The following is a 23178-nucleotide window of genomic DNA, read 5'->3' as shown; positions in this document are numbered from 1 at the left end:
CGTTTTCTTCCGCAGAAAACGGATCTGACCCCAGATTGCTTTCGATATCTGACAGAAGTGTCGACCAAGGTCGACACCTACCCACACCTGCCGGAAACCGTCAGAGGTGGGGCGGTGTGGGTTGGCAGGACCGTTGGCGCCATGGATGGCGCCATCGAGCCCCCATGGATGGGTTTACGGCGTGTCCTGCCAACCTACACCGCCCCGCCATCCCACGGAATGCACGCTGTTGCTGTTGCCTTTGCTCCAGCTCGTAGCGGGTGCAGGGCGCAGCCCTGCAGAAAACCCTATCCCCGCGGTCGGCTGCGCGAAGGCACCAGCGCGAAGGTATCCACGGCCAGCTTCTCGGCGTGATTCAACCAGGCGCGGATCTCCAGATCGTCCACTTCATGATCCAGTCCGAAGGACACATTGATCTTGCCGTCGGCATCAGGCTGGACCCACTGCTGGGCCAGCACCACCTTGCGCTGCGATGACACGGCCTCGATCCAGAAACCGCGATCCGGGCGCGTGCTTGCCACCAGCTGCAGCATGTACTGGCCGGCGCGGGTGCGGCGGCCCTTCTGGGTGATCATGTGGGCCTGGCGCACGCTCGGGCGTGGTCCCTGGAACGCATCCAGCGGCGCGTCCACCGCGATGCCACCACGCAGGTCGTCGTCGCGGTACAGCTTGATGCCGTTGTCGCGGTTCACCAGCAAGGCGCACCAGTCGCCGTCGGCCGACCCATCCTCGAATGCGGTGCAGCGATCCACATAGGCCAGGGTGTTGTCCGGATCGGCATCGTCGAACTGGCGGGACGTGTTCTCCAGATACACCGACTTCAGGCTCCAGTCCTTGTCGTACTCCAGCAGGACCGGCGGCTGCACGTGCTGCATGCCCACCACCACCTGGTCGTCGTTGTCGATCCTCAGTTCGCGGGTCGGCTCGCCCAGCCACAGCGACCGGGCGAATGCCAGGTACTGCGGGTAATCGCGGCCGCCATCGCGACGCGCCGCGACGCTGGCACTGGGGGCACGCGTTTCGTCCAGCAGCGAGCGGCCGAAGCCCATCGTGCGCAGGCCCGGATCGAGCAGGCCCAGCAGGGTGGCGCCGGAGTCCAGCGTCGAGCCGTTCTCCGCCGCCAGCTGGCGCGGCGCCACGCCATCACCGAGGAACAGCAGCAGGTTCTCGCGCTTCTGCCTGGCCAGCACGTGACTGAGATCGTTGGGCATCGCCAGATGGTCCGAGGCGATCACGATCAGCGTGTCCTTGCCGTACGGACTGGCCTGGATGCGCTGGACCAGCTGCGAGATCAGGCGGTCGGTGCATTTGAGCGCGTTGAGCAGGCCGATGTTGCCGTACTGGCTCTGGTAGCGTTCGCCCTTGCACGACACCGGCAGGTGGCCTGCGGGATGGTGCGTATCCATGGTCAGCGTGGTCAGCATGAACGGTGCGCCGGCGCGCGAGAGCTGCTCGAAGCGCTGGTAGGCGGTGTCCAGCAGCACGTCATCGTGTACGCCCCAAGCAGAGTAGTGAATGCGCCCGATCTTCTTCTGCTGCTTGAACCACGCCAGATCATGTACTTCGTCGAAGCCGTGGCTGGCCAGGAACTGGCCCTTGCCGGCGAACTGGCCGTTGGCGCCGCCCAGATAATGGTTGGTGTAGCCCTGCTGCTTCAGGTAGTCGCCCAGGCACACGGCCTTGGGCAGGAAGCTGCCCATCCGGTCCATGCTGTTCTCATCGCCCTGCGAGGTGGTCAGCGGCACGCCGCACATCGATGCCACCAGCCCGGCGATGGTCCAGCCACTGCCTTCGGCCGATGCCAGGCCGCGCACATCCAACGACCTGGCGGCCAGACGATTGAGATTGGGCATCAACCCGGGAAACACGTTCTCGTCCAGATAAGTGCGTTCAAGACTTTCGCCGTAGATCCAGACGATGTTGCGCGGCCGCTGCAACGGCTGGGTAGGCACCTGGTATTCCGGCGCGATGCGCGCGAAATCAACCGGTCGCAGCTGCTGGTAAAGACGCTGGCCGTCGCGCGCCAGCGGACTGACCATGAGCGTGACCACCCATGCGACGGCGAAGCCGGCGAACCAGGCCGCACCCCGTCCGGGCCGATGCCAGCGGCGGACCCGCGTGGCGAACAGCGGTAGCAGCGAAACCAGGGCCAGCACGATGAAGCCGGCGATGTAGCCCTTGAAGTCGGCGACGCCGGCACCCTCCATGTCCGCACCCAGGTGGTACAGCGTGGCGGCGTTGAGTCCGTCACCGGAGAGCTTGTCGATCAGCCACCACGTGCTGAGCGCCAGCAACAGCAGTGAGAACGAACCGGCCTTCCACCACATCCATTTGTCGGAAGCGAGGAACAGCCAGGCCAGCAGCAACAACGACAGCAGAAGGATCCAGAGCATAGGCGGCTTCGGCAGTGAACGGGGTGGTGCGATGGACGTCGTACCGACGCGTGTCCATCCGACCGGCGCTGCCGCTAGCACGTGTGCATGACAGGCCGATGACCCGATAGTGCATGCACGAACCTGACTGAAATGTTTGTTGATCGACCGCGTGCGGTAACAGCGCGATCAAGTAAAACGGGCGTGAAAACGCGCGTTGGATTGCATTAAGAACCGCATGAATGGGGCACTTCGGAGATGGACGTATGGCGCAGGTGCACATGTCGCGCACCACGCACTGCGCTCATCGATGGCCGCGTTCCTCGCGTGCCCGCGCGCGCCGATCGAACAACAGCGCACTGGTGACGATGCCCAGCCCCAACGCCACGCCGATCAGCATCAGCACCAGCGCGATCGCCGGGTAACCGAACACATGCCAGCCGGTATCGAGCTTCATCATCAGCGATGCGGCGAGAATCAGCGCTGCGCTGATGATGCCCGCCGCCACGCGGTTGGCGATCTTCTGCAGGTTCTCCATCAGCCGTGATTCCTCCAGCCCGGTCACCTTCATCTGCAGGCGGTTCTCGGCCAGCAGGGCCATGATGTCCGACAGCTTGCGCGGCCCATCGCGCAGCAGCTGCTGCAGCTCCATCGCCTCGCTGGCGAGGTTGGCGGCCGACAGCGACTTCTTCAGGCGCGCGCGCATCACATGCTGCAGCTGGCGTTCGACGATGCGGCGCGTGTCCAGTTCGGGCGCGAGCAGGCGGCAGACCGTCTCCAGGTTCAGCAGCGCCTTGCCCAGCAGGCTCAGTTCCGGCGGCGTACGCAATCCACAGGCCGTGGCGATGCGCACCATGTCCAGCACCACGCGTCCCTCGGAGAAGTTGCCGCTGGCGGCATAGCGCGCGATCAACTGGCCGGTCTCGCGCAGGTAACGCTCCTCGTCGAAGGCTTCCAGCCGGGTGCTGATGCTGATCAGATCGTCCGCCACTTCTTCGCCGCGGCCATCGACGGCGGCGAACAGGATCTTCAGCAGGCGCTCGCGCAGCCGCGGTGGCATGTGCGCGACCATGCCCAGATCGAAGATGGCGAGGCGACCATCGGGCATCACCCGCAGGTTGCCCGGATGGGGATCGGCGTGGATCTCGCCATGCACGAAGATCTGGTCCAGGTAGCCCCGGATCAGCGCGGCTGCCAACGGGTCCATCGACTGCTCGGTACGGCGTACGCCGGGTATCGCGTCCACGCGAACGCCGGTGGCCAGCTCCATGGTCAGCACGCGCTGGCTGCTGTAATCCCAGATCGGCTGCGGGACCCACAGGCGCCGGAAGGGCCGCAGATGGCGGCCGAAGCGGGCCAGGTTCTCGGCCTCGGCGTGGTAATCCAGCTCCTGCATCAGGGTCTTGGCGAACTCGTTGAGCCAGTCGCGCAGGCGCACCCGGCGGCCGACCTGGGTCAGGTGATCGGCGGCCAGAGCGAAGCTGCGCAACGCTTCCAGGTCCGAACGCAGCTGCGCGGCGACCTCCGGCTTCTGCACCTTCACCGCGACCTGCCGGCCGTCATGCATCACCGCACGATGGACCTGGGCGATCGAGGCGCAGCCCAGCGGCTCGGGGTCGAAGGCCGCGAACAGCTTGCTCACCGGTGCCCCCAGCTCCTGCTCGACGATGGCATGGATGCGTTCGACCGGAATCTCGGCCACCTTCTCCTGCATGCGCTCCAGTGCCGTGGCGAACTCCACCGGCACCATGTCTGGACGTGTGGACAGCATCTGGCCCAGCTTGACGAACGTCGGCCCCAGCGCTTCCAGGTCACTGACGAACTGCTCGGGATTGCCGTCGGCCGGCACCTCGGCCTGGCTGCCGGCTGCGTCCAGGTTCATGCCGGAGAACACCCCCGAATGACGGTAGCGCATCAGCAGGCGCAGGATCTGGCTGCGTCGGCTCATGCCTTTTACCAGCGGTGGATTGCCAGTGGCGGTGGGCGGATTGTTCAAACGGCACTCCTTGTGGACAACGACCGGTAGTGCCGGGCCATGCCCGGCGGAACGGGATCACCTCGCCAGTCTGGCCGGGGCAGGGTAGGCACGCGGTGAATCCACTTCCTCCCGGGCCGTTGGATCGGTCAGAATCCGTCCATCCTCCCTCCTGGAACCCCCATGGCCGGTGCCAGCCTGTTTGCCCTGCTCGACGATATCGCGACGCTGCTCGATGACGTCTCGATCCTGACCAAGGTGGCCGCGAAGAAGACGGCCGGTGTGCTTGGCGACGACCTGGCGCTGAACGCGCAGCAGGTAACCGGTGTTTCTGCCAACCGTGAACTGCCTGTGGTCTGGGCGGTGGCCAAAGGCTCGCTGCTCAACAAGGTGATCCTGGTTCCGGCCGCGCTGGCGATCAGCGCCCTGGAAGCCTGGCTGCATGGTCGTGGCTGGAACGTGCCGCTGATCGTGCCCTTGATGATGATCGGTGGCGCATTCCTTTGCTTCGAGGGCGTGGAAAAGCTGGCGCACCGTTTCCTGCATTCGGCGGACGAGGACGCCGAGCACCAGGCCGAGCGGCGCAGGGCGCTGGCCGATGCGCAGGTGGACATGGTGGCGTGGGAGAAGGACAAGGTGAAAGGTGCGATCCGTACCGACTTCATCCTCTCTGCCGAGATCATCGTCCTGACACTGGGCGTGGTTGCCGCCGCCTCGTTCTCCCAGCAGGTACTCACCCTGGTGGTGGTCGCATTGGCGATGACGGTGTTCGTCTACGGACTGGTTGCCGGCATCGTCAAGCTGGACGACGCGGGCCTGTACCTCTCGCGCAAGGGCGGAGCGGTCGCAGCGTTCGGACGCGGCCTGGTCGCATCGGCGCCGTGGTTGATGAAGTTCCTGTCGATCGCCGGCACCGTGGCCATGTTTCTGGTCGGCGGCGGCATTCTGGTGCACAACGTGCCGGCGCTTCACCACGCGGTGCAGGCGCTCGGTGGCCAGGGCCAGTGGGGCTGGCTGATCGGCGCGGTTGCCAACATGGTGGTGGGTATCGTCGCTGGCGCCATCGTGCTGGCGGCGGTGACCGGCATCCAGAAGCTGCGCGCGAAATAGCCGCGTCGCCGGACGGGCGGCGGTAGCGCCGGGCCATGCCCGGCGGAGCGCTTCAGCCCGCCTGCACGCGGTTCTTGCCCTGCCGCTTGGCCGCATACAGCGCCTCGTCGGCCCGTCGCAGCAGCGCCTCGCTGTCATCGCCGGGCTGCCATTGCGCCAGTCCGGCACTGAAATGCACCGGCACGCGCCGGTCCTGCACGGTCAGTACCCGATGCGCCAGTGAGCGCTGCAGGCGCTGCACGGTGGCCATGCTGTCCGCACCGGGGGTCTCCGGCAGCACCAGCACGAACTCGTCGCCGCCCAGCCGCGCGATGCCATCGGTGGCGCGCAGCAGCAGCCTGCACACCGCCACCATGTGCTGCAGCAGCGCGTCACCGCCGGCGTGACCATGCGCGTTGTTGGTCTGGTGGAAGTCATCCAGATCGATCACCGCCACGCCCAGCGGTGTGTTGTTGCGTTCGGCGCGCGCCAGCTCGCGCTGCAGCAGTTCGTCCAGGCCCCGGCGGTTCAGTGCCTGGGTCAGCGGATCGATGCGCGCGAGGTCGCCGGCCATGCGCAGTTCCTGTTCCAGCTCGGCGATGCGTTGTTCAGCGCGCTCCACATCCAGCCGTGCGGCGGCCAGGTGGTCGCGTGCCTGCGCGGCCTGCTGCTGCACTTTGCCGGTATCGCGCATCACCTCCTGCAGCAGCTGGTTCAGATCGGCGATGCTGCGCGCCTCGCGAAGCTGCAGTGCGTAGCTGCCGATACGGTCATGGTATTCACCGGTGCTGGTGGCCATGCCATCCATGCGTTCGATGAAATCCCCCATCAGTCCGCGCATCGCCGCCTTGGAGTCGTCGATGCCCTGGCGCAGCAGGCCCTGCCGGTAGATCACCTCGCGCAGCTCGGCACGCGTTCGTTCAACGGCCTCGGCCTGCAGCGGGCCGGACAGCAGTTGCCGCACCGCCGCGATCTGGCCCTGCAGCCAGCTGCGATCGTCCAGCAGTTCGCTCACATTCTCCAGCAGCAGTGCGAACAGCTCCAGCAGCAGCGCCTGCTGTTCCTGCCAGCTGCCGGCACGCACGCCGATCTGATGGCCGAGCTCGCGCACACCCTGCTCGATCGGCTCCAGGGCGCTGCCCGGCTGCCAGTGGCGCAGGCGAAGGGACAGCGCCTGCGCCTGCTCGCGCAGGTCCGGGTCGTGCTGCAGCAGCGCCACTACCGCGCCGCCCAGCAGCAGGCGCAGCTGTTCGGACAGGCGCAGGCTGTCGGGCTGCCCATCCGGTGAATGCTGGTCGATGGTGCGGATGTACTTGTCGATCAGTTGCCGCATCGCCCGCCCGTAGCGTGGCCAGTCGGCGCTGGCCTGCGCGGACTGCAGGCGATCACCCATGTCGCCCAGTTCGCCCGGCAGCGTCGCCATGCCATTGGCGAACGCGGCCAGCAGCGGCTCCGGCGCATCGGCACCGGCAAAGAGCCGTTGCAGGCTTGCGCTGCTGCCGCCCTGCAGGACCACGCGCTCGCCCTCACCCGCGTCGGCAACCGCGCGCACGCGTGCCGGCGGACCGAGGGCGGTGCCGGGGGCGGGGCGCGGGTCGGGGTGGTCCGTCATGGAGCGAATCCTGGGGCTGGCAGGGTCTGGTTCCAGCATATCGGCGCGGCTGCCGATGGCTTGAACGGCTAGGATGGGCGACAGGATGCCGCACGGGAGGTGGTGATGCGCGTGATGTTGCTGGGGGCGACCGGCCTGGTCGGCGGGCTGACCCTGCCCGGGTTGCTGGACGACCCGCGCTGCAGCGCCGTGATCGCGCCCACCCGGCGTCCGCTGGCGTTGACCCATGGGAAGCTGGAGAACCCGGTGCTGGCCTTTGACGCGCTGCCGGCCTCGCCTGAGTGGGCGCGCGTGGACGCGGTCATCTGCGCGCTGGGCAGCACCATCGCCCAGGCCGGCAGCCGCGCGGCCTTCCACCGCATCGACCATGACTATCCGCTGGCGTTCGCCCGCCTCGCACAGGCACAGGGCGCGAAGACCTATGTATTGAATTCCGCCGCCGGTGCCAACCCGCAGTCGTCGATCTTCTACAGCTGGGTGAAGGGTGAGCTGGAGCGTGACCTGCGCGCGCTGGGGTTTGCTTCGCTGACTCTGGTGCGGCCTGGACTGATCGGCGGCGAGCGCACCGAGGTCCGTCGTGGCGAGCGTTTCGCACTGGCGGTGCTCGGTGCCCTGGGGCCGGCACTGCCGCGGGCATGGCGGATCAATCCAGCCGCCAAGATCGCCAAGGCACTGACCGGAGCCGCGCTGGCCCCGCAACCGGGTGAGCACGTGGTGACATCAAGCGCACTGGTCGGCTGATGTCGCGTGCGCTGCGCCTGACCCAGCTGCTGCAGCTGCTGCGCCGCCATCGACGGCCGGTGGCCGGACAGGTGCTGGCCGATGCGCTGGGTATCGGTCTGCGCATGTTGTATCGCGCAAAGGGACGCGCGCAGGGCTCTGACCCGCATAGCGAAGTGGTGTCGGCTACCTGCTGGCGCCTGGCCGTCCCAATTGATTTGCCACCCAGCGACTTTCAGCCATACCCGTTTCGATGTCATCGATCCGGCCATCACGTTCCCGGGGATAGTAGTTGACGGCATCGACGACGACGGTGTCGGGGCCGATCCCGTCGAAGAGATCCTTAGGCAGTTCGGCGATCTTCCACACGGTATGGCGACGAAAACGATCTCGCCGTTACGGGCTGCCTCGGAGACGGTGACCGCCGTGGCGCCGGTTTCGGCGGCAAGCTCGGCAAGCGAATCCGGGCCGCGCGAGTTGGCGACGGACACCTTGTGGCCCAGTTTCGACAGCCGGCGCGTCAGCGAGCCTCCGATCTCCCCGGCTCCTATGATTCCGATATCCATGAGGGAACTCGCATTTCGCTGGTCGGTTTTGACGGAGGTCAGTTTGACTTGCCCGCGACAAGCGCCGGCAGCGTCACGCCTTATCCGCCCAGGCGGAATCAGAGCTTGTAGCCGCCGCTCGCCTCGATCACCTGGGCAGTCACCCAACGACCTTCATCGGAGGCAAGGAAGGCCACGACTGCGGCGATGTCCGAGGTTTCGCCAAAGCGTCCCAGCGCGGTATCGGCTTCGATGGCCTTCACCATGTCGGCGTTTTCGCGGACAGTGGCGTTCATGTCTGTTCGCGTCCAACCCGGCGCCACGGCGTTCACCGTGATTCCGCGCGGCCCCAGTTCCATCGCCAGCGCATGGGTCAGGTTGCTGATGGCCGCCTTGGCCATGGAGTAGATGGGGACGGCCGGCAATGGGCGCGTGGCCAGTCCGGAGGACATATTGATGATCCGACCACCATCGGAGAGACGGCTCAGCGCGGATTGAACGACGAAGAACGGTGCGCGGGCGTGAACCGCGAACATCGTGTTCCAGGCGTCCGGCGTCGCATCGGCAAGACCGCCCCAGCCTGGGTTGCCGGCGTTGTTGACCAGAATGTCGAGCGCCTTGCTGCCCTTCCTTGCAGTGAACTCGTGGTCGAGCGCATCGAACAGTGCCGGGATCGCCGCGGCATCAATCAGGTCGGCGTGAAGTGCGAAGGCGTTGCCGCCCGCTTTCTCGATGGTCGCAACCACTTCTTCCGCGCCTGCGCTGCTTGTGTTGTAGGTGATGGCAACGGTCGCACCGTTGGCCGCAAGCCGCTCGGCAATCGCGCGACCGATGCCGCGCGATCCGCCAGTGACGAGTGCGGTTTTGCCATTGAGGGACTGGGACATGAGATTCTCCTGGGTAAAGCAAAGTGTGATTTCAGTGGCCTGGCGGATCGGATTGCGAGGTGGCTCAGGTGATCCGTTCGCGTGCGATCGGGCCGGGGTTTGCCTCGATGACCGACAGCGCCAGCCGGACAAGACCCTCCGCGTCCCCGGCATATTCATGCTCGGCAATGTGGTGCAGCAGGACGCCGGCCTGCTCCAGTTGCCGGGCGCCTTTGAGGCGGCCGGCGTTGATGGGTTTGAAACCGGCATCAGCGATCAGACCGCGCGTCACCTGCCCGGCCGAAGCGTCGTCGCTGACATAGAAGACGTTGGGCTGCACCGGCGACTTCGACCACGCTGCGGCCTCGAGCAATGGCGATCCCAGCAGATTGAACGCCTTGACGATACGAGCCTTCGGCAAGCGTTGTTGCAGAACCTCGGAGGTCGAGTTGTCGCGCATGAAGTCCAGCTCGTGGAAATGCTGGAACTCAGCGGTGACGCCGAGCGGATTCATGGTGTCGATGACGGTCTTGCCATCGAGCGCGTCGCCCACTTCGCTGACGATCGCGTCGACCCGCGGCCAGTAGACGGAGAACAGAACGGCCTCGCCGAACTCGGCGGCCTTCCGGATCGTGCCGAGCCGGGCCTGATCGCCCAGTTCTGCCAGCAGTGGTGCGATCTTGCGATCCTCGCCGTCCTTCGCAATGACGAGGTCATGACCTGCGGTTGCCCAGGCTCGCGCTAGGCGACTGCCGACATTGCCAGCATTCAAGATTCCTATCTTCATCTGCTTTCGAGCTTCCCGGTAGCGCGTTGAAAGCACTACTCTAGGGATGATTGAAAAATAGATAAATGGCAGACAAAACTACAGACAGTTGTCTTTATGCGCATCAATAAACGATTGGAACGAGGCCACACGAGTGGCAATCATCGGCACGGCGAGAGGCGCCAGTTGCATGGTTCCACTTGTCTGTCGGGCCAGGCGCACCGTATCGGCCAGAGGCTGTGAACGGTCATCGGGCGCCCGCAAGGGCGCCCGATGTAGAGGCTTTACTTCTTGACGGTCGCGGCGCTTGCCTGGGCCATGAAGAGGTCGACGTGGACCTGCGGCATGCCCTCGAACGTGCCGCCGATCGGTGACGGGCGCTTTGCCTCGTTGATCAAGCGCTGAGCATCTTCGCGCGACACGGGCGTGCCGGGCTGCGTGTAGGCGCGCTCGGCTTCTTCGCCCGTCGCTTTCAGATCTACCGTCGGAGCATAGCGCCAGAAGTAGATGGGCGTGCTCGGTTCAATGCGCCAGCTGTCTGCGAGCGAGCCCGCATCGATGGTATCGAAGCCGATGTTGTCGAAGAACTCGGTCACCGCCTGCTTCGCTCCGGCGTCGTCACCTGCGATCGGCAGCGTCGTGCGGCTCGCCGATCCCTTCGGCGTCGCGTTGGCCTTCATGTGGAGCCAGCTGAGGTTGTGAAGGCCCTTGACGACCTTTGCTCCCGGCAAACGCCGCTGGATCAGCCCACTTGAGGTCAGCTCCCCCTTGTCGAGAACGTCGTTGTTGCCGAACGCGGGATAGTAGTTCGTCTGGTCGAGTACGACTTTGCCCGCGAACTTGCCGACGGGCAGCTGCTCGGAGGCGGCGATCGGGATCGAGAGCGTGACGATGTCACCCGCCGCGATGGCCTCCTCGGTGGTGCCGGCGCTCGCCAGCGGACCAAGTTCCTCGATCAGCTCCTTGAGGGTGTCCGCGCCGCGGGAGTTGCTGATCACCACCTTGTAGCCCGCTGCGATCGCGAGGCGCGCAACGGCCTTTCCGACGAGGCCGGAGCCAATGATTCCGATTGTTTGAGTCATCTTCGCATTCCTTCTATGGGAGAACGGCGGGAATCCGCCGACAGGTTTCATGGGACGCACGCCTGAGCGCGCCGCGATGCAAGCAAGTCGTTCGAACGTCAGGGCGGTGAGCGTCTCGATCGCCGTGACGCTCACAACCGCAGCGAGTCAGTGCCGCCGCTGATTTCATTGAGTGCGACGTGTTGCATGAATCGGACTATGGACTTACGCTTTTGATTGATAAACATATGGATAAGTCAAATACTGTTGTCCATGAATACATCAATCGATCTGCCCGAGATGCGCGTCTTCGTGGCGGTTGTGACCGACGGCTCTTTCACGACGGCTGCGGATCGGCTGGGCACCGACAAGGCGCGTATCAGCCGCATCGTCAGTCGCATGGAGAAGAAGCTCGGCGCACAGCTCCTCACCCGCTCGACACGGCGCCTCAGCGTGACCGAGGTCGGGCGCGATTACTTCGAGCGCGCCATGTGCATCCTGACCGCCGCCGAAGCAGCGGAGGCGGCGGTAGCGCAGCAGTCCAGGGAGCCCAAAGGACTGCTCAAGCTCACGGCTGGATCCGAGTTCGGAACGATGATCGTGGACGGATGGATCGCAGCGTTTCTGCGAACGGCCCCGAAAGTGACGGTGGAAGCGGAATACACGAACCGTCTGGTCGATATCATCCATGAAGGCTTCGACGTCGCCATCCGTGTTGGCGCGCTTGAGGATTCGGGGCTCTCGGCGCGCAAACTCGGCGAGGTGTCTTACGGGCTGTATGCGGCCCCTGGCTATCTGAAGCGCGGGCCGGTGCTTTCCGCCGTCGGCGACCTGAAGCGCCACAACCTGATCATGAAGACGACGCGGGGGCGCTCCAATTGGGCCCTGGTAAATGGTGAGAACACCGAGAAGGTCACGGCATCCCCGCGCTGCGCAGTCAACAGCACGATCGCCGCGAAGAACCTCGCGCTTGCAGGACTCGGGATCACGCACTTGCCGCGTTTCATGGCTGAACGCTATGTGGCAGCTGGCACGCTGTCTTGCGTGCTTCCCGGCTGGGCAGAGGTTCCGGCGCCTGTCCACGCCGTATTCGCGTCGAGCCGCTATATGGATCCCAAAGTGCGTAGCTTCGTGGATCTCTGCCTAAGTGCGTTCAAGGAGGGTGGCGGCGCACAGTGAGTGGCAGATCAGATGGCTGGCCCGCATTGCCGCCCACGCTCTCACGATACGCCACCGCGACCGTCGGTGACGGGCCGATGCGTCAGTCCGGTGTCGGCGGCAATGTCATTGGCGGCTTGCGCCAGTTCCCGATTGCGGAGTCGGTGCCTTGCGGGCGGCGTTCTTGGCTGCGCTCGAATCGCTTCCCCAGCGAACCTCTGCTAACCACTCCTGCGCCAAGGCACGGGCCTGTTCGACGGTCAGTTCCCAGTATCAGGGCAGGGCGGGTTTTGCGCCGCTCGCCGGCGTTCGAGCGGTACTGAAACATGAACACCCGGCGGCCTGTCGGGTAATCTTGCGAAGAAGGCCGGGTACCACGGTGTCCCGGAGTTGGACGGTCAGCGCCTGGAGCTTCGCCGCATCACTGCGGATTTGGAGCCTTGGCGTAGTCCAGCGAAGTGCTGAGCTGGGGGCATCGTGAAACAAAAAAACGCCGGGCGATGCCCGGCGCTTCCTTCAATGATGTGCCAACCAACAGTTGGCACCCATCCCATCAGCTGGCCAGGGCCAGGTCGTCCATCATCGCGCGCAGGAAGCGGGCAGCTTCGCCGCCGGTGGCCGCGCGGTGGTCGAAGGTGACCGACAGCGGGATCACCTTGTGCGCTTCCACGCCGCCCATCACCGGGGTCATCTGGTGGCGGGCACGGCCGGCACCGACGATGGCCACGCACGGCGGCACCACGACCGGGGTCGCGTAGCGGCCGGCGAACATGCCGAAGTTGGACAGCGAGATGGTGTAGCCACTCAGTTCCGAGGCCGCGATCGAGCGCGCTTCCACCTGCTCGCGCAGGCGGTTCACGCCTTCGCGGATGCCACGGGCGTCCAGCATGTCGGCGTTGCGCAGGGCCGGCACGAACAGGCCGTCGTCGGTGTCCACGGCGATGCCGATGTCCACCTGCGCGTGCAGGGTGCGGGTCAGCGCTTCGCCATCGAACCAGGCGTTCATCGCCGGCACCTTCTGCGCGGCAACCACGATGGCACGCACCAGGCGGGCGGTGACGTCGTTGCCGGGCAGCCAGGCATGGATGTCGGCGTCGTCGTTGAGCGTGGTCGGTACAACCTTGCTGTGCGCATCGGCCATCACCCGCGCCATGTTGCGGCGCACGCCCTTCAGCGGTTCCGGCTGGCCCTTGGCGACCACGCCCGGCGGCTGCGTGCGCATCGGCTTGCCCGCCGCAGACAAAGGGGTGCGGGTTTCGTTCTGTACCGGCGCAGACACCTGCGCCGGGGCCGGCACGGCATAGGCCGCAGCGGCAGCCGGGGCCGGCGCGGCGCCGAGCTTGGCGGTGCCGTTGGCGGCGGCCTGCTTGACGTCGGCCATGGTCACCGCGCCATCGCTGCCGGTGGCGCGCACGCGGCTCAGGTCCACGCCCAGCTTGCGGGCCATCGCACGCACCGCCGGTACGGCCTTGACGCCACCGACGGCCAGCGCCTGCTCGGTGTGCACGGCATTGGAGCTCTGCATCGCGCCGACCACCGTGCCGGCGTCATCGCGCTCGGCCTTGGCGTCCTCGGCGGCGGCCGGTGCCGGAGTCGGCAGCGGCGGCGGGGTCGGTGCTGCGGCCGCAGCCGGTGCCGGCGCATGGCCGTGGCTGTGGCCGGTGTCCTGGCCATCGGCACGCTGCGGCAGGTTCGGGTCGATCTCGAAGCTGGCCAGCACCGAGCCGGTCGGAATGATGTCGCCGGCCGCACCGGACAGCTTCAGCACCTTGCCGGAGACCGGCGACGGCACTTCCACCACGGCCTTGGCGGTCTCCATCGACACCAGCGGCTCGTCCAGCTTGATCACATCGCCTTCCTTCACGAACCACTCGACGATGGTCGCGTCCGGCAGGCCTTCGCCCAGGTCGGGCAGGTTGAAATTCTTGGTCTGGCTCATTTGCAGTTCTCTTCCAGCAGTTCCAGTTCGCGGGCCGGCAGCCAGCCCGTCGCACCATTGGCGCGCTCGGACCACCACCATCCGCCGTGTTCGTGATGCAGCTTGACCATCTCGCCGCTTTCCACATCCAGCTCGCGGGCGTCGTAATCGCGCAGGGCTTCGGCGCGACCGTCGTCCAGCAGTTGCAGCCAGGCGACGGGCGCCCAGCCGGCGCGTCCATCGCTGGTGCGTACCCAGGCAAACGCCGGCCATTCCTCGTCACGTACGCCTACTTCGACGATCTGGCCGGTGCGGAACCGGAGCGGGTTGGGATACTGGCTGCGGTAAGCCCCAAGGAGGCGGGCCCGCATGTCAGCCTGCCGCCACCGCGCGCTTGACCGCGGTCACGATCCGGTCCACGCTCGGCAGGTACTTCATCTCCAGGCGGAACAGCGGAATGTGCGTGTCGTAGCCGGTAACGCGCTCGACCGGGGCCAGCAGGTCGTACATCGATTCCTCGGCCAGGCGCGCGGCGATTTCCGCACCGAAGCCCGCGGTCTTCGGGGCCTCCTGCACGATCACGCAGCGGCCGGTCTTGGACACCGACTCGGCGATGGTGGCGAAGTCCAGCGGACGCAGCGTGGCCACGTCGATGACTTCGGCACTGATGCCCTCGCCAGCCAGCTTGTCGGCCGCTTCCAGCGCTTCCTTCACCTGCGCACCCCAGGCGACCAGGGTCACGTCGGTGCCGTCGCGCAGCACGAAGCACACGTCCAGCGGCAGGGCTTCGCCGTCGTTGACGACCACTTCCTTGTACTGGCGGTAGATGCGCTTGGGCTCCATGTAGATCACCGGATCGGGATCGCGCATGGCGGCCAGCAGCAGGCCATAGGCGCGCTGCGGGCTGGACGGCAGCACCACGCGCAGGCCCGGCACGTTGGTGAAGATCGATTCGTTGGCTTCGCTGTGGTGTTCCGGCGCACGGATGCCACCGCCCCACGGCACGCGCAGCACCATCGGGCAGTGCAGGCGGCCACGGGTACGGGTGCGCAGGCGCGCGGCGTGGCAGATGATGTGGTCGACCATCGGGTAGACGAAGCCATCGAACTGGGCTTCGGCCACCGGCTTCATGCCCTGCGCGGCCAGGCCGACGGTGAGGCCGGCGATGGTCGTTTCATCCAGCGGGGTGTCGAGGATGCGCTGCGCACCGAAGCGCTGCTGCAGGCCGGCGGTGGCGCGGAACACGCCGCCGTTGACGCCCACGTCCTCGCCCAGCACCAGCACCGACGGGTCGTGTTCCAGCTCCCAGGCCAGCGCCTGGGTGATGGCTTCGATCAGGGTGATGGGGGTAGCGGTCATTGCGATGTCTCCACCGGCGACAGCAGCGCTGTCGGCGGCATTGGCCTGGGAAGCGGAAGCGCCCGTCTTGATGTCATCCATGGCGCTGCTCCAGGGCAATGGCGGCCGCGCGCTGGGCCAGAAGATCCGGCGGCGGATCGGCATACAGGTAGTCGAACATCGCCTCGACCGGCTGCACCGGGGTATTGAGGTACTGGTTCACTTCCTCGTCGACCCTGGCGCCGCACTGCTCCACCCAGGCCTTTTCTTCGTCCTCGCTCCACACGCCCTGGGCGGTGAGGTACTTGCGCAGGCGCAGCATCGGCTCACGGGTCCAGGCATCCTTCACTTCGGCGTCGTCGCGGTAGCGGCGCGCGTCGTCGGCGGTGGTGTGGTCGGACAGGCGGTAGGTCATCAGTTCCAGCACGGTGCCGCCTTCGCCGGCGAGGCCGCGCTCGCGCGCCTGTTCCATCGCCGCCAGCACCGCGATCAGATCGTTGCCGTCCACCTGCAGGCAGTGCAGGCCGCCAGCCAGGCCCTTCTGTGCCAGCGTTTCGGCGCCGGTCTGCGCCGAGCGCGGCACCGAGATGGCCCAGCCGTTGTTGACGATGCACAGGATCAGCGGCAGCTTGTAGGCACCGGCAGAGTTCAGTGCGGCATAGAAGTCGGTCTTCGAGCTGCCGCCATCGCCACACACCGCCACCGCGACCTGCTGCTCGTTGTTGAGCTTGAACTTCAGCGCGGCGCCCGCAGCGTGCAGGCACTGCGTGGAAATCGGCACGCAGAACGGGAAGTCCTTCACCGCATTGCCGGTGAAGTCGTTGCCGCGCTCGTCGCCGCCCCAGTACATCAGCACGTCGTACGGGCGCACGCCACGCATGAACATCGCGCCGTACTCGCGGTAGCTCGGGCCGAGCACGTCGCCTTCGCGCATGCCGGCGCCGATGCCCACGTGCGCCGCCTCGTGACCCAGGCAGGCGGCATAGGTACCCAGCTTGCCGGTGCGCTGCAGGGCGATGGATTTGCTGTCGAACGTGCGTACGTACAGCATCTGCTTGAACAGCGGCACCAGGACGCGCGGATCCTTCAGGGATTCGGGCAGGTCGTCGCGGACGAGCGTGCCGTCCGCATCCAGATACTGCAGGTATTCGATCTTGAATTCAGCGGCAACCGTCATCGCGTACTGCACCTTCGACAGAGAAGTTACAAATGATATGAATCGCCATGTTAAGGAACGCGTACGAAATAGCCTTCCTGCGGCGCAACACGGCGATTCCCCGTTGTACCCCTGCCGGCGGGTGGAGGGCCAATAACAACAACGTATTCAGTCGTTGCTGCATAGCATCAGAATACGCCTCCGGCTGACTGCCCGCGCAACGTCGCAAACGGTTCCACGCGCGGGCCCGCCATTGCCGGGTGATCCACGGCTCACCGCACGGCCCGGTATGGACCCTCCGGCTGCCAGCGCGGCGGCAACGCGCTACCCTTGCCGCCCCCGATCTGGTCCCGCCCATGTCCGTCGACAACAACCAACGCGATCTCGAAGCCGGCATCCACACCGACCTGCACGGCCGGCTGACCTACGGCGGCTACCTGCGGCTGGACCAGCTGCTCAGTGCCCAGCAGCCGCTGTCCAACCCGCCGCACCATGACGAGATGCTCTTCATCATCCAGCACCAGACGTCGGAGCTGTGGTTGAAGCTGCTGGGGCACGAGCTTGGCGCGGCGATCGGCTTCCTGCAGCGCGATGAAGTCTGGCAGTGCCGCAAGGTGCTGGCCCGCAGCAAGCAGGTGCTGCGCCAGCTCACCGAGCAGTGGTCGGTGCTGGAAACCCTGACCCCGTCCGAGTACATGGGCTTCCGCGACGTGCTGGGGCCTTCCTCGGGCTTCCAGTCGCTGCAGTACCGCTACATCGAGTTCCTGCTGGGTAACAAGAACGCGCAGATGCTGCAGGTGTTCGAGCATGATCCGGCCGGGCAGGCGCAGCTGCGCAGCGTGCTGGAGGCGCCCAGCCTGTACGAGGAATTCCTGAAGTACCTGGCCCGCTTCGGCCACGCCGTGCCGGCGATGTACGAGACCCACGACTGGACCCAGCCGCATGTGGCCGACGACGCCCTGCAGCCGGTTTTCGAGCGCATCTACCAGGACACCGACCGCTACTGGCGCGAGTATTCACTGTGCGAGGACCTGGTGGACCTGGAGACGGCCTTCCAGCTCTGGCGGTTCCGCCACATGCGTACGGTGATGCGGGTGATCGGCTTCAAGCGTGGTACCGGAGGCTCGTCCGGGGTCGGCTTCCTGCGCCAGGCGCTGGAGCTGACCTTCTTCCCCGAGCTGTTCCAGGTGCGGACCACGCTGCAGGCCGCGCCCCCGCCGGAGCTGGGCTGATCCCCATTCATCCGGATCCCGGCCGGCGGCTGGATCGTTTCAGATGCAAGTTCAGCGAGCAGGCGGGCACCTGCCTCAAACGGCGTGTATTTGACGTGAACGCCACAAGTCGGTGATCCTCGCGCGTTGCTCCATTGCACATCGGACGTGCTCGTCATCCACCGAACCAGGAATCCCGCATGAGCGTAAACGCCACTGCGAACACCCCGGAGCCGGCGCTGCCGGACTTCAAGACCACGCTGGGCCACCCGCGCCCGCTGTGGATGCTGTTCATGACCGAGTTCTGGGAACGCTTTGCGTTCTACGGCATCCGCTGGGCCTTGGTGCTGTACATCGTCGCCCAGTTCTACAACGGCAACGCCGCCGGCGAGGGCGATGCCAGCCGCATCTACGGTGCCTATCTGGCGCTGGTGTACGCGGCGGCGATCTTCGGCGGCTACGTGGCCGACCGGGTGCTGGGCTACCAGCGCTCGATCCTGACCGGCGCGATCATCATGGCGGCCGGCCTGTTCATGATCTCGCTGCCGGAAGAGCATCTGTTCAAGCTCGGCCTGGCCACGATCATCGTGGGCAACGGCCTGTTCAAGCCGAACATCTCCACCATGGTCGGCAAGCTGTATGGCCTGAAGGACGAGCGCCGCGATTCGGGCTTCACCATCTTCTACATGGGCATCAACATCGGCGCGATGATCGCCCCGGTGCTGACCGAGTACCTGGCCCGCAAGGTGTTCGGCACTTCGGAAATGCCGTCGTACAAGGTCGTGTTCATCGCCTCCGGCGTGGGCATGCTGATCTCGCTGGTGTGGTTCTACATCGGCCGGGCCGGCCTGAAGGGCATCGGCGCACCGCCGGCCGGTGCCGAAGGCTTCGGTCGCATCGTGATGGTGCTGGTGGGCGCGCTGGTGGCCATCCCGGTCGCCTACTTCCTGCTGGCGACCGGCGCCACCGCGCTGGCCTGGATCCTGGGCGTGATGTTCGCTGCGCTGGCCGTGCTGCTGCTGGTCGAAGGCATCCGCGAGGGCAAGGTGCAGCGCGACCGCGTGATCGCCATGCTGATCATCTTCGCGTTCAACGTCATGTTCTGGATGTTCTTCGAACAGGCCGGCAGCTCGTTCACCTTCCTGGCCGAGAACATCGTCAACCGTGACTTCGGCAACTGGACCTTCCCGACCGCGTGGTTCCAGTCGGTGAACTCGGTGGCCATCATCACCCTGGCGCCGCTGATCGCCTGGATCTGGGTGGCCCTGGGTCGCGCCAATCCGTCCATCCCGCGCAAGTTCGGCCTGGGCCTGCTGTTCAACGGCGCGGCCTTCGCCCTGCTGATGTTTGCCCTGTCGCAGATGGTCGTGGACGGCAAGATCCCGTTCTGGACCCTGTTCATGGTCTACGTCATCCAGTCCGTCGGTGAGCTGTGCCTGTCGCCGATCGGCCTGTCGATGGTGACCAAGCTGGCCCCGGTCCGCCTGGTCGGCTTCGGCATGGGTGGCTGGTTCCTGTCCACCGGCATCGGCAACAACCTGTCGGGCATCTTCGCCGGCGCCGTCAGTGGTGAAGGCGGCATGACGATCGATTCGGCACTGAAGGGGTATACCTTCGGCTTCTGGGCCCTGATCGGTTCCGGCGTGGTGCTGTTCCTGATCGCCCCGCTGATCAACAAGCTGATGCACGGCGTCAAGTGATGAGAGGGTAGCTGGCATGCGTAGGAAGCTCGGTGGTGCGATGGGGATGGTCTGTGCGGCGCTGATCGGCGCGTGTTCGCAACCCCCGCCACCCGCCGCCACCGGGCCGACGCAGCCACTGGATACCCGTCCCACCGAGCCACCGGTCGCTGACCCCAGCGAACCGGTGGCCTCGGGCAACACCCCGGTGGCGGCGGATATCGCCGCCATCGCCGGGCTCAGTGCACAGTTCGACCCGGCCCGCGACCCCGCCGACGATCTGGCCACCGCCAAGGTGGAAGCCCAGCGTGGCAAGAAGCGCATCATCCTCGAGGTCGGCAACGCCGGCTGCGACCGCTGTCATGCGCTGGACCAGATCGTGGAGGGGGATGGCGACCTGCGCCGTTTCCGCGATGCCCACTACGTGTGGGTGAAGGTCAATGAGAGCGACGAGAAGCCCAACAGCGCTTTCCTCGGCCAGTTCCCGGAGATGGGCCGCGACTACCCCTACCTGCTGGTGCTCGATGCCGACGGCACCCTGCTGGCACCGCAGGCAACGGCGGCAATGCGCAGGGGCGAGACCTACCTGCCGGCGCAGGTGATGGCCTTCCTCAAGCAGTGGGCGCCTGATCGGTAGCGCCGGGCCATGCCCGGCGGATGCGCGCGCCGTCACATTCCCAGCATCGCCGCCTCAATTTCATCGCACGCACGCCGTTACCGGCAAGGCTCCCGGTCGACCCGACGTCGACGCACCCTACCGGAACGCCCATGCACAGCGACCACGCCGAACGATTGCCCGATCCTGCCAGCAGCCTGGGCGAGGGTGGTGCTGGCGAGGGCGTGACCCTGCCGGCACAGGACGCACTGCTGGATGACGTCGGCATCGGCGACAGTGCCCCCGAAGCGGCCCCGCCGCACCATCGCCTGCCGCAGATCGCACTGCCTGACAACGTCGTGCTGAAGGGCGCGGTGCAGACGCTGGTGGAACAGAAATCGCGACTCGATGCGCTGGCGTCGCAGGGCCAGCTGGCCGGCCTGCTGCCGCCGGAATGGCAGGGCAACGGCGTACGCGCCATCGAGCTGTCCACCTTCATCCAGGGCGTGCTGCCGTTCCTGCAGCCGGGAGAACGTGGCGAGACCGCGGCCGCACGCCTGCCGGTGCGTCATGTGCTGGGCGACGACAGCCGTTGGGGCCTGCCGGATGTGGCCGAACCGAAGTCGCTGGCGTGGTACCTGGCCAGTGACGAACGCGCCACTGCCGGCGGCAGGGACGTGGCCGAAGCCTTTCTGGTCGGGGCACTGGGCGTGGCGTGGATGCAGGAGGGGCGCAGCCGCCCGGGCTTCCTGCGTGCGGTGGGGCAGGACAGCCTGGCCGCGCGGGTGACCATGCTGGGCTATCCGGCGGCCACCGAGCTGGCGCTGTACAGCGTGGTCGCGCATGGCCAGTCGCAGGTCTGGTGCGTGCATGGTCGCCGTCGCATGCGTCCACTGGTCGCACCGTGGCTGAGCGTGCCGCTGTTGACGGCCTACGGCGTGCCCGCACCGGTGCCATGGCCGTCCGCTTTCCCGCCCGTGGACGCCGTTGCCGAGGCGCTGGCGACCGCGCGCCAGGGACGCGCGCTGCCCGAGGTGGATCTGGGCAAGGTGGTGGCGAAGATGGCCGAAGACGCAGCCGGCGAAGCATGGCAACCGGTCAGCCTGCTGCAGCTCAACACGTGGTCGCCGCGCTGGCATTTCTTCCTCGGCACCTTCGTCGGCGTGCCGTCGCTGCTGCTGGTGGCTGCCGCGCTGGCCCTGCCGGGTGCGGTCGAAGCGGCCACGGTTGCCGCGTCGCTGGGCTTTGCCGGTGGCGCGATCGGTGCACTCGCAGTGCCGTGGATCCATGCGCGGCGCAAGCACCTGAGCTGAATCGTGCTGTCCCGAGACCGGCGCCGAGCCCCGGCGGCATGCCTCAGACGCCTTCGCCCATCCGCTCCAGGCCATCGCCCGCCAGGCGCAGGATCAGCCTTTCCAGCAGCTGTTCCTCCTCCTCGCTCAGCACCGACATCAGCTTGCGGGTAATCTCGATCACCAGCGGGGCGATGGTCTCGTACACCTCGAAGCCCGCTGCCGACAGGGCCAGGACCGAGCGGCGACGGTCGTCGCCATGGGTCTCGCGCTTGATGAAGCCACGCTCGAGCAGGCGCGCCACCGCGCGGCTGACCGCCACCTTGTCCATCGCCGTGCGGTCGGAGACCTCGCTGGCCGACGACCCGGGATACAGCGCCAGGATGGTGATGACCCGCCATTCCGGAATGGCCAGACCGTAGCGATCACCGTACAGCTTGGCGATGTTGCCGCTGACCCGGTTGGACAGCACGCTCAGCCGGTAGGGCAGGAACTGTTCCAGGTCGAGCAGGACGTGCGATGCACGCAGGCGTGTCGAAGCGGGATCGGCGGGGCTCATGTTGCGGTGCACCTTGCTGGTGGTTTCAAGTGTAACTATAAGGGTTGGGTCCAGACCCTGCATTCTCGCCGGGTCGTTACCTGCCCGCACCTGGTTTGTACCGATGCGGTACCGATTCGGAGCCCCGCCATGAATACCGCAGTCCAGCCCTCCTCGCATCCCAATCCGGGCATGCAGGTCACCACCTTCGAGAACCCGATGGGCATCGATGGTTTCGAGTTCGTCGAGTTTGCTGCCCCGGCCGGCCGCGGCCAGGAGCTGCACGACTACTTCCGCAGGATGGGTTTCACGGCGGTGCTTAGGCACAAGCAGCGTCCGATTACCGTCTATCGCCAGGGCGACGTCAACTTCCTGGTCAACGAAGACCCGGATTCGTTCGCTGCCGACTTCGCCGAAAAGCATGGTCCGTGCGCCTGCGGCTTCGCCATCCGCTTCAAGAAGCCGGGCCAGGAGGTCTACCAGACCGCGCTGGGCAACGGTGCCGAGGCCATCGGCTTCAAGCCGGACAGCAAGGCGGTCGGCGCGCCGGTCATCAAGGGCATCGGTGACTGCATGCTGTACCTGGTCGACCGCTATGGCAGCGCCGGCAGCATCTACGACGGCGACTACGAGCCGATCGCCGGCGTCGATCAGCATCCGGTGGGCTTCGGCCTGACCTTCATCGACCACCTGACCCACAACCTGTACTTCGGCAACATGCAGCAGTGGTCGGACTACTACGAGCGGCTGTTCAACTTCCGCGAGATCCGCTACTTCGACATCAAGGGCCTGAAGACCGGCCTGGTGTCCAAGGCCATGACCGCGCCGGACGGCATCGTGCGCATTCCGCTCAACGAATCGTCCGATCCGAAGAGCCAGATCAACGAATACCTGGATGCCTACAAGGGCGAGGGCATCCAGCACATCGCCTGCTTCACCGAGAACATCTACGAGACCGTCGAGGCGATGCGTGCGCAGGGTGTGGATTTCCTCGACACACCGGACACCTACTTCGACGTGATCGACCAGCGCGTGCCGAACCATGGCGAGGACGTGCCGCGCCTGGCGAAGAACAAGATCCTGATCGACGCCGATCCGGAAACCCACCAGCGCAAGCTGCTGCAGATCTTCACCCAGAACTGCATCGGCCCGATCTTCTTCGAGATCATCCAGCGCAAGGGCAATGAAGGTTTCGGCGAAGGCAACTTCACTGCGCTGTTCGAGAGCATCGAGCGCGACCAGATCCGCCGCGGCGTGCTGTAACGTTTCAGACCTGCACCCTCAGCG

20 protein-coding genes and 1 pseudogene are annotated in these 23178 nt (G+C 66.1%); 8 read left to right on the top strand and 13 right to left on the bottom strand.

The window, feature by feature from the left end; genetic code table 11:
* Positions 1-287: 287 nt before the first annotated feature.
* Positions 288-2393 carry a phosphoglycerol transferase I gene (locus AC06FB_RS07165; RefSeq protein ID WP_478053500.1) on the bottom strand — a complete coding sequence of 702 codons (2106 nt, stop codon included), beginning with the start codon at positions 2391-2393 and terminating at the stop codon, positions 288-290.
* Positions 2394-2676: 283 nt separating this feature from the next.
* Complete coding sequence (locus tag AC06FB_RS07160; RefSeq protein ID WP_227255316.1) at positions 2677-4320, bottom strand: ABC1 kinase family protein; 1644 nt, start codon at positions 4318-4320, stop codon at positions 2677-2679.
* A gap of 210 nt (positions 4321-4530) precedes the next feature.
* On the opposite strand from AC06FB_RS07160, the gene AC06FB_RS07155 reads away from it, so the two are divergent.
* Positions 4531-5457 (top strand): DUF808 domain-containing protein, encoded by a 927-nt coding sequence (locus AC06FB_RS07155; RefSeq protein WP_459040641.1) that lies wholly within the window; start codon positions 4531-4533, stop codon positions 5455-5457.
* Between the two features lie 52 nt (positions 5458-5509).
* Here the strand turns inward: AC06FB_RS07155 and AC06FB_RS07150 are convergent, their stop codons facing one another.
* Positions 5510-7048 carry a GGDEF domain-containing protein gene (locus AC06FB_RS07150; protein WP_053519859.1) on the bottom strand — a complete coding sequence of 513 codons (1539 nt, stop codon included), beginning with the start codon at positions 7046-7048 and terminating at the stop codon, positions 5510-5512.
* Positions 7049-7153: 105 nt separating this feature from the next.
* Here AC06FB_RS07150 and AC06FB_RS07145 point away from each other — a divergent pair, with 105 nt between their 5' ends.
* Entirely contained in the window at positions 7154-7789 is a 636-nt protein-coding gene (locus AC06FB_RS07145) for a Rossmann-fold NAD(P)-binding domain-containing protein (protein ID WP_478053499.1), read from the top strand.
* A 165-nt stretch (positions 7790-7954) separates the two neighbouring features.
* Here AC06FB_RS07145 and AC06FB_RS07140 read toward each other — a convergent pair whose 3' ends face one another.
* The 5 genes and pseudogenes from AC06FB_RS07140 to AC06FB_RS07120 all read right to left on the bottom strand — a co-directional run bounded on the left by AC06FB_RS07140 (position 7955) and on the right by AC06FB_RS07120 (position 11027).
* Positions 7955-8137, bottom strand: a complete 183-nt coding sequence (locus AC06FB_RS07140; RefSeq protein ID WP_227255340.1) for an NAD(P)-binding domain-containing protein — start codon at positions 8135-8137, stop codon at positions 7955-7957.
* 47 nt (positions 8138-8184) lie between these two features.
* A pseudogene (locus tag AC06FB_RS07135) lies at positions 8185-8334 on the bottom strand (NAD(P)-binding domain-containing protein); the annotation flags it as partial.
* Between the two features lie 98 nt (positions 8335-8432).
* On the bottom strand, positions 8433-9200 hold the full coding sequence (locus AC06FB_RS07130) for an SDR family NAD(P)-dependent oxidoreductase (RefSeq protein ID WP_478053498.1): 768 nt from the start codon (positions 9198-9200) through the stop codon (positions 8433-8435).
* A gap of 64 nt (positions 9201-9264) precedes the next feature.
* Positions 9265-9951, bottom strand: coding sequence for an NADPH-dependent F420 reductase (locus AC06FB_RS07125; RefSeq protein ID WP_478053497.1), 687 nt, complete (start codon positions 9949-9951; stop codon positions 9265-9267).
* 278 nt (positions 9952-10229) lie between these two features.
* A complete protein-coding gene (locus AC06FB_RS07120) occupies positions 10230-11027 on the bottom strand; it encodes an NADPH-dependent F420 reductase (protein ID WP_193396017.1) in 798 nt (265 codons plus the stop codon).
* 252 nt (positions 11028-11279) lie between these two features.
* Here AC06FB_RS07120 and AC06FB_RS07115 point away from each other — a divergent pair, with 252 nt between their 5' ends.
* Positions 11280-12185 (top strand): LysR family transcriptional regulator, encoded by a 906-nt coding sequence (locus tag AC06FB_RS07115; protein WP_478053496.1) that lies wholly within the window; start codon positions 11280-11282, stop codon positions 12183-12185.
* 532 nt (positions 12186-12717) lie between these two features.
* Here AC06FB_RS07115 and AC06FB_RS07110 read toward each other — a convergent pair.
* From AC06FB_RS07110 to pdhA, 4 genes are read right to left on the bottom strand one after another with little or no spacing between them, the layout of a single operon-like run.
* Positions 12718-14103 (bottom strand): dihydrolipoamide acetyltransferase family protein, encoded by a 1386-nt coding sequence (locus AC06FB_RS07110; protein ID WP_478053495.1) that lies wholly within the window; start codon positions 14101-14103, stop codon positions 12718-12720.
* The gene (locus AC06FB_RS07105; protein ID WP_053519854.1) at positions 14100-14453 is read right to left on the bottom strand and encodes an SH3 domain-containing protein; all 354 of its coding nucleotides are present in this window, start codon (positions 14451-14453) and stop codon (positions 14100-14102) included. Before AC06FB_RS07105 ends, AC06FB_RS07110 begins: the two co-directional genes overlap by 4 nt.
* 1 nt (position 14454) lies before the next feature.
* A complete protein-coding gene (locus tag AC06FB_RS07100) occupies positions 14455-15522 on the bottom strand; it encodes an alpha-ketoacid dehydrogenase subunit beta (RefSeq protein ID WP_478053494.1) in 1068 nt (355 codons plus the stop codon).
* Entirely contained in the window at positions 15515-16597 is a 1083-nt protein-coding gene (gene pdhA / locus AC06FB_RS07095; RefSeq protein WP_053519852.1) for a pyruvate dehydrogenase (acetyl-transferring) E1 component subunit alpha, read from the bottom strand. The genes AC06FB_RS07100 and pdhA overlap by 8 nt, the downstream gene beginning before the upstream one ends.
* A 335-nt stretch (positions 16598-16932) precedes the next feature.
* Between pdhA and AC06FB_RS07090 the strand changes: the two genes are divergently transcribed.
* From AC06FB_RS07090 to AC06FB_RS07075, 4 genes are all read left to right on the top strand, one after another.
* Positions 16933-17808, top strand: a complete 876-nt coding sequence (locus tag AC06FB_RS07090; RefSeq protein ID WP_053519851.1) for a tryptophan 2,3-dioxygenase — start codon at positions 16933-16935, stop codon at positions 17806-17808.
* Between the two features lie 179 nt (positions 17809-17987).
* Positions 17988-19487, top strand: coding sequence for a peptide MFS transporter (locus tag AC06FB_RS07085; RefSeq protein WP_053519850.1), 1500 nt, complete (start codon positions 17988-17990; stop codon positions 19485-19487).
* A 16-nt stretch (positions 19488-19503) separates the two neighbouring features.
* Complete coding sequence (locus tag AC06FB_RS07080; RefSeq protein ID WP_065174365.1) at positions 19504-20103, top strand: thioredoxin family protein; 600 nt, start codon at positions 19504-19506, stop codon at positions 20101-20103.
* A gap of 131 nt (positions 20104-20234) precedes the next feature.
* Complete coding sequence (locus AC06FB_RS07075) at positions 20235-21374, top strand: hypothetical protein (protein WP_193396014.1); 1140 nt, start codon at positions 20235-20237, stop codon at positions 21372-21374.
* Positions 21375-21417: 43 nt separating this feature from the next.
* Here the strand turns inward: AC06FB_RS07075 and AC06FB_RS07070 are convergent, their stop codons facing one another.
* Positions 21418-21912 (bottom strand): MarR family winged helix-turn-helix transcriptional regulator, encoded by a 495-nt coding sequence (locus AC06FB_RS07070; RefSeq protein ID WP_193396013.1) that lies wholly within the window; start codon positions 21910-21912, stop codon positions 21418-21420.
* A 129-nt stretch (positions 21913-22041) separates the two neighbouring features.
* Here AC06FB_RS07070 and hppD point away from each other — a divergent pair, with 129 nt between their 5' ends.
* Complete coding sequence (hppD, locus tag AC06FB_RS07065; RefSeq protein ID WP_227255313.1) at positions 22042-23154, top strand: 4-hydroxyphenylpyruvate dioxygenase; 1113 nt, start codon at positions 22042-22044, stop codon at positions 23152-23154.
* Positions 23155-23178 lie beyond the last annotated feature (24 nt).

Source organism: Stenotrophomonas sp. Steno-C15, from assembly GCF_056393265.1.
This window is presented reverse-complemented; position numbering and strand designations above follow the sequence as displayed.

Bases quoted from the DNA above. Each gene is read 5' to 3' on its own strand.
- AC06FB_RS07165 (WP_478053500.1), bottom strand. From the start codon at position 2,393: ATGCTCTGGATCCTTCTGCTGTCGTTGTTGCTGCTGGCCTGGCTGTTC.
- AC06FB_RS07160 (WP_227255316.1), bottom strand. From the start codon at position 4,320: ATGAGCCGACGCAGCCAGATCCTGCGCCTGCTGATGCGCTACCGTCAT.
- AC06FB_RS07155 (WP_459040641.1), top strand. From the start codon at position 4,531: ATGGCCGGTGCCAGCCTGTTTGCCCTGCTCGACGATATCGCGACGCTG.
- AC06FB_RS07150 (WP_053519859.1), bottom strand. From the start codon at position 7,048: ATGACGGACCACCCCGACCCGCGCCCCGCCCCCGGCACCGCCCTCGGT.
- AC06FB_RS07145 (WP_478053499.1), top strand. From the start codon at position 7,154: ATGCGCGTGATGTTGCTGGGGGCGACCGGCCTGGTCGGCGGGCTGACC.
- AC06FB_RS07130 (WP_478053498.1), bottom strand. From the start codon at position 9,200: ATGTCCCAGTCCCTCAATGGCAAAACCGCACTCGTCACTGGCGGATCG.
- AC06FB_RS07120 (WP_193396017.1), bottom strand. From the start codon at position 11,027: ATGACTCAAACAATCGGAATCATTGGCTCCGGCCTCGTCGGAAAGGCC.
- AC06FB_RS07115 (WP_478053496.1), top strand. From the start codon at position 11,280: ATGAATACATCAATCGATCTGCCCGAGATGCGCGTCTTCGTGGCGGTT.
- AC06FB_RS07110 (WP_478053495.1), bottom strand. From the start codon at position 14,103: ATGAGCCAGACCAAGAATTTCAACCTGCCCGACCTGGGCGAAGGCCTG.
- AC06FB_RS07105 (WP_053519854.1), bottom strand. From the start codon at position 14,453: ATGCGGGCCCGCCTCCTTGGGGCTTACCGCAGCCAGTATCCCAACCCG.
- AC06FB_RS07100 (WP_478053494.1), bottom strand. From the start codon at position 15,522: ATGGATGACATCAAGACGGGCGCTTCCGCTTCCCAGGCCAATGCCGCC.
- pdhA (WP_053519852.1), bottom strand. From the start codon at position 16,597: ATGACGGTTGCCGCTGAATTCAAGATCGAATACCTGCAGTATCTGGAT.
- AC06FB_RS07090 (WP_053519851.1), top strand. From the start codon at position 16,933: ATGTCCGTCGACAACAACCAACGCGATCTCGAAGCCGGCATCCACACC.
- AC06FB_RS07085 (WP_053519850.1), top strand. From the start codon at position 17,988: ATGAGCGTAAACGCCACTGCGAACACCCCGGAGCCGGCGCTGCCGGAC.
- AC06FB_RS07080 (WP_065174365.1), top strand. From the start codon at position 19,504: ATGCGTAGGAAGCTCGGTGGTGCGATGGGGATGGTCTGTGCGGCGCTG.
- AC06FB_RS07075 (WP_193396014.1), top strand. From the start codon at position 20,235: ATGCACAGCGACCACGCCGAACGATTGCCCGATCCTGCCAGCAGCCTG.
- AC06FB_RS07070 (WP_193396013.1), bottom strand. From the start codon at position 21,912: ATGAGCCCCGCCGATCCCGCTTCGACACGCCTGCGTGCATCGCACGTC.
- hppD (WP_227255313.1), top strand. From the start codon at position 22,042: ATGAATACCGCAGTCCAGCCCTCCTCGCATCCCAATCCGGGCATGCAG.